Below are 14985 nucleotides of genomic sequence, written 5' to 3'. Positions count from 1 at the left end.
CATGCACTATATCAAAACTCACTAATCTCTTTATGCCGCTCAGAAATGAAGATAGTCAAGTTTTATAAGGACTTCAGATTCCAGTGGCTTATGAACTGGGTGCGATGTCAGGAAAGGGCGCGGGCATGACCGGCACACGTAAAACAGGACACCTTCATCCCACCGCCCTACTCCCGTCACCTCACACTCAATACCACTCAATGGACCAAAAAGGGGACATGGACCAAAAAGGGGACCAAAAAGGGGACAGGGGACCAAAAAGGGGACAGATTTATTTTTTTTCCCTTCACTCCCTCAACCCCACTCAATCGCCGCCGGTAAATCCATCTTGGGTGCTTGCTCCATCACCATATCAAGGAATATCCGCGCAATCGGCGACAGGCTTTTGCTGTGCCGCGTGATCACGCCAATCTGGCGATGGCGGATCGGATGACAAAGGGGCACAAAGGTAAGCTTTCCCGATCCGGCCAGATCGCCCGCCCCGGTTGCGATGCGCGCGGCCAGTTCCGGCAGGACCGTAATCCCGACCCCTTCGGCAACCATCGCGGCCAGTGTGATGGTGTTGGATGTTTCGACCACCGGGCGCAACAGCGCCGCCGGATCGGTGGCAGCATTCCCCGACATCCCCGCCATTTTGGACGCTTTTGCGGATTTCGAAGATGCGCCGCGTTGCTTGGCCTTTCCCACCCGGGCGATCTGTTCCATTGCGCGGTCAAGATCATTTGCCGTGCGCAAGGCCTTCTGTGCTGCCCCGACGCCAAGGGCGGCTGCGCGGGTGATGCTCGGACTGATATCGACCGCATGATGTGTGTCTGGATTTCGGCTGGCATCATCGGCACCACCGCCTGCCGCCCAAATCCCCTGCCCGGCCATCATTGCCCGTGTGCCGGATTCCGGGCCCAGCCCGACAAACGGTTGATCGGCCAGTTCCGACCAGGCAATTTCGGTTTCTTGCGCAAACGGATGATCCGGGCGGCACAAAACGCCAAACCGGTCGGAAAAAAGCGGGCTGAAATTGATATCGGGCAGGTCCTGCCATTCCCCGGCAATGCCAAAATCGGCCTCGTTATTGGCCACCGCCTCATGGACATCCTTGGCATTCAGCTCGTCCAACCGTAACCGCGCATCGGGATGGGCGGCAATAAATCCCCGGATCACCCCGGGCAGAATGCGGGTTAAAACCGATGGTGCCGCCGCAATGCGGATTTTGCCCCCAATCCCCTTGGACAGCGCATCAAGATCACCAAGCGCCTCTTCAAAATCACCAATCAATCGGCGCGCAACGGGTAAAAAGCGCTCTCCGGTAACCGTAAGCGATACCTGCCGCGTCGTGCGGTCAAAAAGGGCCGCACCCGTTACATCCTCAAACTGGCGAATGGTCGCAGTAACGGCGGGCGAACCCAGCCCAAGGAACGCCGCCGCAGCACTGAACGATCCCTGCTCGGCGATTGCGACAAACACGCGCATATGACGGATATTAAGTGATGACAGCATGGTTCATCCGTTAACTCGTTGATCAGAATGCAACAATAGCGGGAAACCATCGCGTTGTGCAGATAATCCTGAAATCCGACCTAACCGTCTGCCCCACCCTTTAACTAGCGACAACCAGAGATCCGCCCTGTGCCGCACGCTGCGGGTTCTCCGCTGCGCACTCAAAACAAACGTTTACACACAAAACCTTTAGGAGCATTGTGTGCACAAAAAAAACAACCGTAAATACAAATCAAAAACCTTAAAGGAAACCAAAAGATGCAATTATATGCTAGAAATGCAGTGTCTGGAAAAACCACGCAGTTTGATTTCCCTGACACCTCGTCCCAGGAAGAACTCGAAAATGCAATGGCTCAATTCTCCAAAGCGCGCCCGGCGCAACCTGTGATCATATCCACGGCCTCCCCTCCAAAAGCAACACGCGCTGCTTCCGCACCGAACCAACAGGCTCAATCCGAACGTCTGGTTTCCCTCAAAAGCAGTGCGTCCGGTTTACCGACGCCGACGCCGCCAAAACCGACAAGCCCAACGAAATTTCCGCCGGAACATTCTGAAGAACTGATTGTTTCAACCAATCGCATCACCGGGCTTCATATCAATCACAGGAATACTTATGTACCGGCCCTGCCACCTATTAAGGGCTGGTCGACCGACCCTGAATTCCCCCAGATAGCTTACGTTCAATTGTCCACTTATTGGAAAAATGTCGGTACGGCAGTCATTACCGGCCCCCAAACATACACTCACACGGTTTCATATGAACAAGGCATGTCTGTCACAGATTCAGAAACCCTCTCTGCCGAGCTAGGGGTTGCCGTTGGCGATCTTGCTGCAACGATAAACCGAACCACAAATCATTCCATAACAACATCCGAAACCACAACAATTACAGACTCTTATGAATTGAGTGTCGCCGATTCTCAAACGACGGTTTACATACTCTGGCAATTAATTGCCAAGCTGCGTTTTCTTGACGCAAATAAAAGACCAATCAACTGGAAAGGCTCCATAAGGGTCCCACCGCTGGGCGCCCCTTTGCCCGCGACGTTCCCAAATGAAAAACGCCTGAGCATGTTTGATACGGTTTATTCAGACCGCACTAACTTCAAGACATAAGCCTAAACCGTATAACGAAAACCCGCATGAGGCCGACGCCAAAACGGGTCTTTGGGGCACGCAAAAAATGCCTCAAAACCCGCCCCCAACTATCCGCCTAGCGCGACGAAAGCTCCTTTTGTAAAGACTACATTCTTGCTGTGCATCACGGTCGGATGTGCTGACTGCCAAAATCACCGGCAAAACCCGAAATCCTATTAGTATGATGATTGTATTCTCGCCCGGATTTTAGCCTTGAGCATCCAGCACACCGGCCCGTTTCGCACGCGAAAAGCACCACATATCGGGTAGCACCGGCCCAATCATCAGACAATTGCAATAGCGTCATTCAACCCCGATTTGCCCGAAATGCCGTGAAGCGTCCCTGTGGGGGTTATTTTTGCGGTCGATTATTCACTAAAAATGAATAATCAGTCAGAATTTTCGATTTGTGTATTTAATCACGATCAGGTCAAATGGCGAAAATCGCCGTTAAAATCGCCATTAAAATCACCCAACAAACCGACCGAAAAAATAGCCAAAACACATCCCGGTCGAAGCAAGAGAGAACCCGATGTCTGTCCCAAAAAGTGTGATCAAAAAACTGCCGCGTCTGACACCGGATCGGTCGCTTGACAGTTTGTCACTCGGCTTTTTGAAAACGCTTGAGGCAGAAGGGAAATTTAGCGGTGAAATTCATGCCGATTTCCCCACCCGTTTGATCCATGCCACCGACAATAGCGTTTATCAGGTCATGCCGCGTGCCGTGCTTCAGCCGCGCAGTTGTGATGACATCAATGTCGTGATGGAAATGGCCGGGCGCGATAAATTTTCCGAGGTCAAAATCACCCCGCGCGGCGGTGGAACCGGCACCAATGGCCAGTCGCTTAACAACACGATCATTCTTGATACATCCAAGCATCTCAATAACATACTGGGATTTGATGCGAAAAACGGCCTTGTCCATGTGCAACCCGGCGTGGTGCTTGATCAGCTTAATGCATGGCTAAAACCGCACGGGGTTTTCTTCCCGCCCGCCGTCTCCACCGCCAGCCGCGCGACCATTGGCGGCATGATCGGGTCGGACAGTTCGGGCAAGGGATCGCGGATTTATGGCAAAACAAGTCATTATATTCATGACATGACCACAGTTCTGATTGATGGCACGGATTTCAAAACATCGGCATTAAGTGCGTCGGATGCCAAGGAAATCATGGCGCGCACGGATCGCATGGGTGCGCTTTATCGCAAAGTTTTTGATGAAATCGCCCCAAAGCGCGATCAGATCAAGGCGACCTTCCCGGAAATGAACCGGGGATTGACGGGCTATAACCTTAAAGAAGCCGTTTCGGATCAAGGGGATATGAACCTGTCCTTCCTGATCGCCGGCGCAGAAGGCAGCCTTGGCATGGTCAAGGAAATCACGCTGCGCGTTATTCCATTGCCAAAGCACAAAGCGATTACGGTTGTGCGCTATGACAGCTTTGATAGTGCGCTTCGCCATGTCGGTGCCTTGGTCCAATTTGATCCGGTCGCGATTGAAAGCATCGATGACAAGGTGATGAAACTGGCCGAGCAGGATGAAAGCTGGCACATGCTGGGCAAATTGCTTGGCACCGAAGGAAACTCCGTTCAAACGCGCGGCTTTAACGTTGTTGAATTTGTTGGCGGAACCGCCGATGAGGTTGCCGCCAAGCAAGAAGAATTGCGCGCCTACCTTGATGGCAATCCGGGCGAGAAATATGCCCCGATTGGCTTTGTTCAGGCGACCGACCCCGGACAAATCGCCGCCATCTGGTCGATCCGCGCGAAATCCGTCGGGCTTTTGGGCAATCTCGAAGGCAAACGCCGCGCCACGCCGTTCGTTGAAGATACCGCCGTTCCACCAGAAAATTTGGCCGATTTCATCGCTGAATTCCGTAGCCTTCTGGATGCCGAAGGCCTTGATTACGGCATGTTTGGCCATGTCGATGTCGGGTGCCTGCATGTCCGCCCGCTGCTTGACATGATGGATGAAGAGGACGAAGCCCGCATTCGTCGGGTGTCCGATGCGGTCGCCGATTTGACCAAGCGCTATAACGGTCTGATCTGGGGCGAACATGGCAAGGGGTTTCGCGGCGAATATTCCCCGATCTATTTCGGGCCGGAGCTTTATGACGTTCTGCGCCGGATCAAAGAAGCCTTTGATCCAGAAGGACAACTCAACCCCGGCAAGATCGCATCACCCTATTCCAAAAACACGCCCATCACCGCGATTGACGAAGCCCCGATGCGCGGTCAGCTTGACCGTCAGATCGAAGATGCCCTTCGTGATGAATACCTGAATGCCACGCGGTGTAACGGCAACGGTGCGTGCTTTAACTGGGATTTTATGGATGCGATGTGCCCGTCCTATAAGGTCACGCGATCACGGGTCCATTCGCCCAAGGGTCGGGCTGGCATGATCCGCGAATGGATCCGGCAGTTATCCGTTGGCACCGATCCGATGAACCAGGATTTGGCCGTGATCAATGCCCGTGATTTTTCCCATGATGTCTATGAATCCATGGCCGGTTGCCTGTCATGTAAGGCATGCGCCGGACAATGCCCGGTCAAGGTCGATATCCCGGAAATGAAATCGCGGTTTTTAGAAACCTATCACACCCGCTATAAACGCCCGGCAAAGGACTATGTCATTGCCTCGCTTGAAAGTATGGCGCCGTTTTTGGCCATTGCGCCCAACCTGTTTAACGCGCTGCAATCGATCCCGCCGATACCATGGATTTTCAAAACATTCATCGGCCTGACGGACTTGCCAAAGCTGCATACCCAAAGCCTGAAATCAGGCCTGCGCAAACGCGGGATTGGCCGGTTTAAACAGGCCGATCTTGATGCGCTAAGCCCGGATGAAAAGGCCAAGTCGGTGATGATCCTTCAGGATTGCTTCACCACCCATTATGACACCGATGTATTGCTTGCCCATGTGGACCTGCTGCAACATCTGGGCTACCGCGTGTTTGTGCCGCCGTACCGTGCGAATGGCAAGGCGATGCATGTCAAAGGGTTCCTGAAAAAGTTCGATTATCAGGCCAAACAAAACGACATTGTTTATGGCCGTTTGGCAAAATCCGGCATCGCCATGGTCGGGATTGAGGCCAGCGTCACCTTGACCTACCGCCAGGAATACGCCCAGCGTCTTTCAGATCGCCCGGATTACCGCGTGCATCTGTTCCATGAATGGCTGGCGGCCGAGATTTCCGAGGGCCGCTTAACCGCCCCCAAGCTTAAAGACGGTGCCGCCACCCCCGCCCCGGCAAGCCTGTTTCCCCATTGCACAGAAAAAACATCGATCCCCGATGTTGGCGTTAAATGGCAGAAAATCTTTGAGGCATTTGGCCTTTCACTCGCAACCGAAAAGACCGGTTGTTGCGGCATGGCTGGCGTTTACGGCCACGAAACCCGCCATCAGGAAACCTCGCGCGAGCTTTATGACCTAAGCTGGAAAAAGAAAGTCGATGCCGCGGGGGCGGCAAACATGCTGGTCACCGGCTATTCGTGTCGCTGTCAGGTGGACCGATATGAAGGCGTGAAGCCGCAGCATCCGGTGGAGTATCTCGCCAAGCTGGTCAGTTAGGAGCCTTGCTTGATATGGTTGTTTTGGCTTCAACCAGAAGCGCTAGTTTGAATACAAGACCTCTTGCATCGTCCTGAAGGCTTCTTTGACAGTCGCCAAACCGCCGAGTTTTGATTTGGCTTCACTCACACTGCCATAGCGCGCGGTAAGGAACGTGCCGAGTTTCTTGGGTGCCAGTTCGGATTCACCACGCGCCTCGTAAGCGCCAAGAATGGCAAACAACAGGTCCTTCATTTCAGCATCTGCATCCGCCATGCCATCAGAGCGCACATGATCGGCCCGTTCATGCCGGGTTCTTGGGTCATTGGTGAACATGATGTAACTCAGAACATCAAAAAGATCGCTGTCAGCGGCATCCACCAGTCTGCGGATATCTTCCAGACGGTCCCGGTCATATCCACGATCTGAGAGCTGTTCGAGGAAATGTTCGCGGTTGTCGGGATCACGCCAGATGGCGCGAAGTTGGTCCTCGTCCGCGACAATGCCCTTGAGATCGCCAAACAGGCGTTCAAGAAATTCCTTGGCCGATATCGGTTTTCCTTCGGAACTCCAATAGGTTGTCGTGGCGATATATTTGATCTTGCGCACAGTACCATCCGACAGCTTTACGACGATTTTTTCGCGCCCATTGTTATCATTGTCGTCAGTGTCATCGGAATCATCGGTGTTATCCGAGCCATCCCCGTCCGGTTTTTCCGGGTCCCCCTTGGGCCCGCGCGGATCGCCCGGCGGTTCGGGTGCCAGCGGTTCACCATCCCATTCGGCATCTTCAAAGTTTTCATGCGCCTTGACGAAATCCCAGATCGTGAAGAATTCCTTGCCCTCATAAACCCGCGTGCCACGGCCAATGATCTGCTTGAACTCGATCATGGATCGGATCGGGCGCATCAGAACGATGTTACGGACATTGCGGGCATCCACCCCGGTTGAGAGCTTTTGCGAGGTCGTCAAAACCGTCGGGATGGTTTTGTCGTTATCCTGAAAATCGCGCAGATGTTGTTCACCCACCTTGCCATCGTCTGCGGTGACGCGATGACAATAATGCGGATTATTGCTGTCTTTCACCTGATTGATCAGATCTCGCACCAGTGCCGCGTGGTCCTGTGTAGCGCAGAATACCAGCGTTTTATGACGCTGATCAATCTGCCCCATGAATTCCTTTACGCGGCTAAGCTCGCGCTCCGGTATTTCAATGATTCGATTGAAATCCGATTCTGTATAGACACGCCCTTCTTCAATCTCACCGGCGATCAGTTCATCACTCTCATCATAGACATATTCATTAATGGTGCTCGCCATCTGGCGCACCTTGAACGGGGTCAGGAACCCGTCCTCGATCCCGTCACGCAGCGCATAGGTGTAAACCGGTTCGCCGAAATAAGCATAGGTGTCGGCATTGTGTTTGCGCTTTGGGGTGGCGGTCAGGCCAAGCTGGGCAGCGGGTTCGAAATATTCCAGCAAGCGCCGCCATTCGCTTTCATCCTTGGCCCCGCCGCGATGGCATTCATCAATGACGATAAAGTCAAAGAAGTCCGGCGGATATTGCGTGTAAACCGGATCACCTTCGCCGGTCACACCCCCATCGACCATAAACGTCTGGAAGATGGTGAAAAACAGACTGGCGTTTTTGGGCGGCTTGCCACCGTTTTTGCGGATGGTGTCCGGGTCAATCCGGGTAACGGCATCATTGGGAAAGGCGGAAAAGGCGTTATAGGCCTGATCGGCAAGGATGTTGCGATCCGCCAAGAACAAAATGCGCGGACGACGAACAGGTTCGCCAGACAGATTCCATTTTGCATTAAACAGTTTCCAGGCAATCTGAAACGCGATGGAGGTTTTGCCGGTCCCGGTCGCCAGCGTCAAAAGGATGCGATGATCACCGTTTGCCAAGGCCTCAAGTGCTGCATTAATCGCCTTGTGCTGGTAATAGCGCAGTTCCCACTTGCCGCCATCGGTTTCAAAATCAACCTCGCCAAACCGTTCGCGCCAGTCATTGCGGGTGGCAAAGGTGCGATCCCAAAGCTCATCGGGCGTCGGGAAGGGTAAATCCAGATCGCCCTCGGCCCCGGTCATCATATCGATCTGATACCAGTTCAGACCGTTTGACGCATAGGCAAAGCGCGATCCCAACCGGGTGGCATAATCCTTTGCCTGCCCGACCCCGTTGCGATGGCTGATGCCTGCGCGCTTGGCCTCAAGCACGGCAAGCTTTTGCCCCTTGTGGATCAGCACATAATCCGCCGTCAGCCCCCGCCCGCGCGTGCCGCCGGACTGGATACGCCCCGGACAGATGACTTCACGCCGCACCCTGGAGCCATTCTGGCCCCAGCCCGCCGCCGCGAGGGCGGGATCAATCCGCTCTGCGCGGGTATCGGCTTCGGTTTCGTCGTGAATGCTCATCTTTTCTACCCGTCACATCATGTCAGTTCGCCCGCAAAGGCTTTCTGCAAAAGGGATTGGCGGAGGTCGTCGAGGTCTGAGATTTGAGCCTGATAATGCGCTGATGCGAAATCCACCTTTGCGCGAACTTCTGAGAGCTTACAAACAATTTCTGACTGCTTTGATAAATCGCTAGGCATCCGCACTTTAAGCTTGCTCCACTTTCCCTTATTGATGATAGGCAACGTTGCCTGCCCCGCTCTAAGCATCACGTTTGCTTGAAACTCGGGAGTAAGCATTTGGTAGTAAAGATACTCACCGCTTATCCCACTCTTGGGAACGACTGCGTTGATCTGTTGGTTCGTAGCTACCGCACGTTCAGAATAACCCGCCTTGCCGATGGTCGCGCCAATACAAACCATCAGAGTTGACCCCGCTGGAAGCACACGAGAAACCGCTGCACCTTGCTCGCTCAAACCTTGGTTATCGTAAACTAGAGAACCGTCTGGTAAGAAATCGCCAGGTTTTACAAATGGTATGTAATTACCTAGGTTTTCTTTGTCGGAAGTTTTCGGCGTAGATCCAGTAATGACCTCGCCAAGATCGCATAACAACGCATCATTCCATGAATTGCTTTCATCCTGAAACGCTGCTTGTAAAGCACTGGCAAACAACTCCCGCGCGTTTTGGAGGTTGGTTTCGGCGTGGGCGCGGGCGCGGGCCAGCCCCTCGAAGGCCGCGTCCAGAACCGCAACAATCCGCTTTTGTTCTTCGAGTGGTCCAAGAGGAACTTCCAAAGCTTTGATTTTTGTTTGAGATATATTGGGTTGAGCGTTCCCCACTGCTTGGGCGACAAGCGATGGTTTTGCATGCAGCAAAAAATAGTAGAGATATTCTGGGAGGTATTTCTCACTAGGAAGGATTGCGCAAACTGCTTGGTTTGTTGCCGCTTCAATTCTTAGTATCCCTGACTCTCCAGCAGTCGCGCCGTACATCGCGACTAACACCGAATTCGGCGGAAACAGTTTAGCAGACGACCCTTTTAACCCTTCTTCAGTAATGTAATTTGCAGCTTCGATGATATTTGCGTTCGCAACCTCGCCGCTGAGCAGCCAAGGAATATCACCACCTTCGTAAAAGGCTCTATTACTCTTTCTTGGCGTACCTCCGGCGCTGGTATTTGCAAAAGCCGCCACAGGTTTCAATTCCCAGCCTGCCTTCACATCATCCCCCGAATATCTTCGAGGATTTGCGCAGTTTCGACATCGCGGGCCAGCATGTCGGCGATAATGTCTTCGGGGCTGCGGAGCGCCTCTGCCTCTGGCGCGTTGGGGTTTTTCACCGACAGATCACAGGTGTCATCATCAAGATCGGCGCGATTGATGATCCAGCTTTGCGGACCATTCGGGCGGGTGCGTTGCAGATCGACAAATTCCGCCAGATCATCATCCTTCAGCGGATTGGTCTTGCCAAGGCTTCGGCCCGGATCAAGCTGGTAGACCCATATATCGCGGGTTGGGGCGCCTTTTTCAAAAAACAGCACCACGGTCTTGACCCCGGCCCCCTGAAAAGTGCCCTGCGGGCAATCAAGGATGGTGTGCAGTTCGGCGGCATTTAGCAATTCCTTGCGCAGGGCGACGGAGGCATTATCGGTATTGCTCAGAAACGTGTTTTTGATCACCACAGCAGCCCGCCCACCGGCACGGAGCTTGCGGATGAAATGTTGCAGGAACAGATAGGCGGTTTCGCCCGTGCGGATCGGGAAGTTTTGCTGTACTTCACGCCGTTCGCCACCGCCAAAGGGCGGATTGGCAAGGATGACGTCGTGCCTGTCCTTTTCCTGAATATCCATCACGTTTTCATTGAGCGTGTTGGTATGGATCAGGTTCGGGGTTTCGATCCCGTGCAGCACCATATTCATAATGCCGATGATATAGGCCAGCCCCTTTTTTTCCTGACCGTAAAAGGTTTTGGTTTGCAGGGTTTCGTAATCAGATGCCGACAGATTATCGGTGCGCAAATGGTCGTAAGCTTCGCAGAGGAAGCCCGCAGAACCACAGGCCCCGTCATAGATGGTTTCGCCGATTTTCGGATTGATGACCTTGATCATTGCGCGGATCAGGGGGCGCGGCGTGTAATATTCACCGCCATTGCGCCCGGCATTGCCCATGCGACGGATGCGGGTTTCGTAAAGCTGCGACAATTCGTGGCGTTCGGCCTGTGTATTAAAGGCCAGGCCGTCCACCTGTTCGAGGACATCGCGCAGGATATAGCCCGACCGGAACTTGTTGCGCAGTTCGGTAAAGACTTCGCCGATTTTATAATTGATCGTTTGCGGGCCGGTCGCCGATTGGCGGAAGGACGCCAGATAAGGGAAAAGTTCCTGATCGACAAACGTGATCAGGTCATCACCGATGCGGGCCGCGTTATGATCAAATTCGCCATCCTTTTTGGGGGCCGCCCATTTATCCCAACGGAAGTCGCCACCAATGATCGGCGTATAATCCACGCCATCAAGTTCGGCGCGGTCGGCACGTTCATTTTCAAGATCATGCAGATATTTCAGGAACAGCACCCATGACGTCTGTTCGACGTAATCGAGTTCGTTGGCAATGCCTTCTTCGGCGCGAAGGTCTCGTTCGATCTTGTTAAATGCGTTCTCGTACACGGCGGCGATTACTTTCTGGTCATATTCGTTCTGGTTGTAGCACCACGGGCAAACACCATCTGCGGGCAGCAGACTTTTATAACGTCCCGGTCGGCACAGACACAAGAGATCTTGCATGCATTCTGTTACAAGTGCCCTGCCTGTCCGGGTTTGCTTGTTTTGTCAGCTCTGCCCCGGCACTGCGAAAAGCGGATAGTCCCCTTTTTACATGTCCCCTTTTTACAATTTTCTGATGATGTGATGCTTGAACGTGTGGCAAGAAAACGAAAGGCCGCGCTGATTATTGCACTGCCTTTCATTTTTTGGAGTCCCGCCCTGCCCCCGATGTTGCGTTGTACAGCACGAGATTCCCGCATGCGCGGAAATGACGGTGTGGGGCAATGTGGGATAATGGGGATTGGGATAATGGGGACAGTCCCCTTTTGTTTGCGGTCCCTTTTGTTCGCTGGATTCCCCTTCTGACTCTGAGGATTCTTGACGCCTGATCCCGGATATTGCTTTAAAATCAAGGCTATGATAGTTTTGAGGAGGCCAAGGGTGGACATGCTGGAGAAGGATGCGAAATCGGCTGATCTGCGAGACGCATTCGATCATCGGCTGAAACAAGAAACCCAAGGTTCAAAGATGACTTCCGGCACGAATCAGCTCTCCTTCCGGGAGCCGGACCCGCCGAAACAATCCCCGCCGTATGACGGCTCAATTTTTCACGCGGCCAGATCATTGGCTGGGGAAGGGAAGTGCGCAATGAAGATAAGCCGTATCGTCGCAGTCCTGCTTGCGACGATGTTGATCGCGTCGCCCGCAGCGGCGCATATCAAGTGGTTCGAGCCTTTCAACGTTGCGGCCCAGCCCAAATCAATCGACGCCGTGCTGAGCACCACTTTCGTAACTTTCTTCCTGATCTCGGTCGCGCTCGTCTTCGTGTTCTTCATGCTCGACCGCATCGCGCTGCGTCGCGGCATCTTGGACGCGTTCCACCAGCGGCTGGAGGTCTTCGACGGGCTTTCGATCCTGATCATGCGCGGCGCGGCGGGGCTGTTCTTTGCCGCTGCATGGGCCATGGCCATATTCGGCGATATCCACTTCTACCTTGCGCCGGAGCTGACCGCCCATGAGGTCTGGGTGCCCTGGTTCCAACTGGCCCTGGCGCTCTTTGCGTTGAGCCGATGGACCACACCGGTGCTCGGTGCGGGGATCCTGGTGCTCTACGTCCTGGCACTGCACCATTACGGCGTTTTCCATCTGATCGACTATCTGATCTTCCCGGCCATCGCCTATTTCTTCATGGCGACCGCCAGCCCCTCATATGGCTGGAAAAAATCCGGCTTTATAACCCTTTACGCTGTCACCGGAATCAATTTCCTCTGGCTCGCGATCGAGAAGTTCGCCTTTCCGGAATGGACCTATCCGCTCTTGGCCAAACATCCGGGGATTCTGATGGGCATCGACCCAGAGATCTACATGGTGCTGGCCGGGTTCGTGGAGTTCGTGATCATCTTCACCTTGCTGGGCGCGGCCTCGGTGGTGACCCGCTTGATCGCCTTCGCTTTCCAGACCTTGCTGGTCCTCGGCATTTTCGAGTTCGGCCTGGTCGATGCCATCGGCCACCTGATGATCAATGCCGTCCTCTTCGTGCTGATCGTTCGCGGCCCGACCGATGCCCGCTACATCCTGGTGCTCTCCACAAAGTCGCCACAGATGGAGGCCTATTTCATGACCGGCCTCTACTATCTCGCCTTCGTCAATGCCTTCGTTCTTTACTACGGCATCCATTTCCTGCTGTACGGCTGAGATTCCGTTCCGCAGCGTACGAATTAAGGTGGGGGCGAATGAACGAGCAAGCACCTACTCCCGCTACTTAGGCTCCCGGAAAAAAGGGGACAGTTCCGAAAAACGGGAACAGTCCCCTTTTTGTTTCTGCCCCTACTCTACCCCGCCTCTATGCTACTCCACCCAAAAATAAACGCACATCAGTTTATCTTGTTATACTTGAATTTATTGGTGCGCCTACAATTTATAGAAATTGAAGCCGGTGGATCACAACGAGGACCGTAATGAACCTGCCACGCCTTACTGCGACATTGGTTTTGATGTGTTTTGCCTTTGCTATCCGTCCGGCACTTGCCGACGATCTCCGGCTGCAACGGGGCACACCGGCCGAAGCAAAGGCGTTGGTCGTAAAAGCTGTTGCCCACATCCATGAAGTTGGCATGTCCCAGGCATTCCGCGATTTTTCCGATCCTGACGGCGGCTTTCAAAACAAGGACCTGTACATATTCGTGCAGGACTACAATTGCACCTTTCTTGCACATGGCCTGAACCCTGCCTTGGTCGGACGCAATATATGGGATCTAAAAAACCCGAATGGTCTCTTTGCTTGCAGGGAGATTGTCGGAAAGACAAAAACACAGGGTGAAGCGTGGACAGATTATGTTTTTCAAGACCCTTTGACCGGATCTTTGGCCGAGAAGACAGCGTACACCTATGGGATGGCGCATTGCATGGTATCGTCTGGCATTTACAGATAACCGGTTTTCCGAAGGCTGCATCAAGTATCATACGGCGCTTGGTATTTATCCTGAGTATCGCATTTTGTTGCCTGACAGGCATATTTGGCAGTCTTGAAACCGCGCAGGCGCAGGCACAAGCCCAAGACGCGTCGAATTCGCACAACACAACCTGCTCGGATGAGACCGCCCGCCCCCTTCGCATTGCATTGCCCGAGATCGTCGATCTTGGTCAAGGGGCTGGCGTAGCTTCGCTTTTTGACATTGAAAAAACCAGACTTGAAGCAATTCTGGCAGAGGCAGGTTACTGCATACGTTTTTATCTATTACCGTGGTTACGGGCCGACAATCAGATCAAGAATGGCGCGCTTGACGGTTTTGTATCCACCCAAAATATCGGCTGGTACAAGCGCGATTATTTCATTAGCGCGCCCTTTGCAGAGATTGATGTATATGTGCTGACCAATCCGGAAAAATTTGCACCGGAAGGCTACACATATGAAGACCTTGCAGAACTACGTGTCGCAATCCTGCTTGGTGATAGTCTGGGGTTCGAACTTTCAGGTCGCGGAATTCCCTACACGACGCTGCCAGCGACAGCAAATCTAACACGTTTTTTACAAGCAGGACGCGTTGATGCAGTGCTGGGCTATAAGGCGTTGTTTGAAAAGTCCGCAGCCGATGCCCTTGATAAGCAGTTGCTGAGGATGAGCTATATCGGCAAACGAGAACTTTATCTTATGATCCATCGAGAGGTTGGTCAGGCAAAATCGATTATCGATGGCTTAAACGCGCTTCTGCCTTAGACTTCTGCCTAGGATTATCAAATGGCATATTCACGAGAAAAGGACGACCGATGATCCGTCATATCGTCTTGGTCAAATTCCGCACCAGCGTCACACAAAACGTGATTGACGATCTGTTTGATGCGCTGGCCGGCCTAAATCCGCTCATCCCCGGCATGCGCGGGTTTGATGGCGGAATTTCGGTAAGCCCGGAAAACCTTGAACAGGGTTTTCGCCATGGGTTCTGCATTGATTTTGACGATGAAGCTGCGCGCGATGCCTATTTGGTGCATCCAACCCATAAAGAACTGGGCGCAAAACTTGTCGGACTTGCAGATGGCGAAATTTCAGGACTGATCGTGTTTGATTTGGAAATTTGAATTTCATCGCAACGCGCTTTGCACTTTGCGCGAGATCAAAGAATGCGCTCCCCCGACGAAATAG

General features: G+C 53.2%; 10 protein-coding genes. 6 read left to right on the top strand and 4 right to left on the bottom strand.

Going from position 1 to position 14985, the window contains the following annotated elements; genetic code table 11:
- Window positions 1-294: 294 nt before the first annotated feature.
- On the bottom strand, window positions 295-1494 hold the full coding sequence (locus tag ACQ0MK_RS04805) for a LysR family transcriptional regulator (protein WP_430475049.1): 1200 nt from the start codon (window positions 1492-1494) through the stop codon (window positions 295-297).
- Window positions 1495-1752: 258 nt separating this feature from the next.
- Between ACQ0MK_RS04805 and ACQ0MK_RS04800 the strand changes: the two genes are divergently transcribed.
- Entirely contained in the window at window positions 1753-2610 is an 858-nt protein-coding gene (locus ACQ0MK_RS04800) for a hypothetical protein (protein WP_430475048.1), read from the top strand.
- A gap of 553 nt (window positions 2611-3163) precedes the next feature.
- Entirely contained in the window at window positions 3164-6202 is a 3039-nt protein-coding gene (locus tag ACQ0MK_RS04795; RefSeq protein WP_430475047.1) for an FAD-binding and (Fe-S)-binding domain-containing protein, read from the top strand.
- Between the two features lie 42 nt (window positions 6203-6244).
- On the opposite strand, the gene hsdR is transcribed toward ACQ0MK_RS04795, so the two are convergent.
- The 3 genes from hsdR to ACQ0MK_RS04780 are packed head-to-tail and all read right to left on the bottom strand — an operon-like array spanning window position 6245 to window position 11366.
- Window positions 6245-8602, bottom strand: coding sequence for an EcoAI/FtnUII family type I restriction enzme subunit R (hsdR, locus tag ACQ0MK_RS04790; protein ID WP_430475046.1), 2358 nt, complete (start codon window positions 8600-8602; stop codon window positions 6245-6247).
- 17 nt (window positions 8603-8619) lie between these two features.
- Window positions 8620-9804, bottom strand: a complete 1185-nt coding sequence (locus tag ACQ0MK_RS04785) for a restriction endonuclease subunit S (protein WP_430475045.1) — start codon at window positions 9802-9804, stop codon at window positions 8620-8622.
- Window positions 9801-11366: an N-6 DNA methylase gene (locus tag ACQ0MK_RS04780; RefSeq protein ID WP_430475044.1), complete on the bottom strand. Its 1566-nt coding sequence runs from the start codon at window positions 11364-11366 to the stop codon at window positions 9801-9803. Before ACQ0MK_RS04780 ends, ACQ0MK_RS04785 begins: the two co-directional genes overlap by 4 nt.
- A gap of 426 nt (window positions 11367-11792) precedes the next feature.
- Here ACQ0MK_RS04780 and ACQ0MK_RS04775 point away from each other — a divergent pair, with 426 nt between their 5' ends.
- The 4 genes from ACQ0MK_RS04775 (at window position 11793) to ACQ0MK_RS04760 (ending at window position 14921) form a co-directional block, all read left to right on the top strand.
- Window positions 11793-13040: a hypothetical protein gene (locus ACQ0MK_RS04775; protein ID WP_430475043.1), complete on the top strand. Its 1248-nt coding sequence runs from the start codon at window positions 11793-11795 to the stop codon at window positions 13038-13040.
- A 263-nt stretch (window positions 13041-13303) separates the two neighbouring features.
- Window positions 13304-13777 carry a cache domain-containing protein gene (locus tag ACQ0MK_RS04770; protein ID WP_430475042.1) on the top strand — a complete coding sequence of 158 codons (474 nt, stop codon included), beginning with the start codon at window positions 13304-13306 and terminating at the stop codon, window positions 13775-13777.
- Window positions 13747-14562, top strand: coding sequence for a hypothetical protein (locus ACQ0MK_RS04765; protein ID WP_430475041.1), 816 nt, complete (start codon window positions 13747-13749; stop codon window positions 14560-14562). The genes ACQ0MK_RS04770 and ACQ0MK_RS04765 overlap by 31 nt, the downstream gene beginning before the upstream one ends.
- 50 nt (window positions 14563-14612) lie before the next feature.
- Window positions 14613-14921: a Dabb family protein gene (locus ACQ0MK_RS04760; protein ID WP_430475040.1), complete on the top strand. Its 309-nt coding sequence runs from the start codon at window positions 14613-14615 to the stop codon at window positions 14919-14921.
- Window positions 14922-14985: the final 64 nt, after the last annotated feature.

The sequence above is a fragment of the Thalassospira lucentensis genome (genome assembly GCF_050516545.1).
Taxonomy (GTDB): domain Bacteria; phylum Pseudomonadota; class Alphaproteobacteria; order Rhodospirillales; family Thalassospiraceae; genus Thalassospira; species Thalassospira lucentensis_C.
This window is presented reverse-complemented; position numbering and strand designations above follow the sequence as displayed.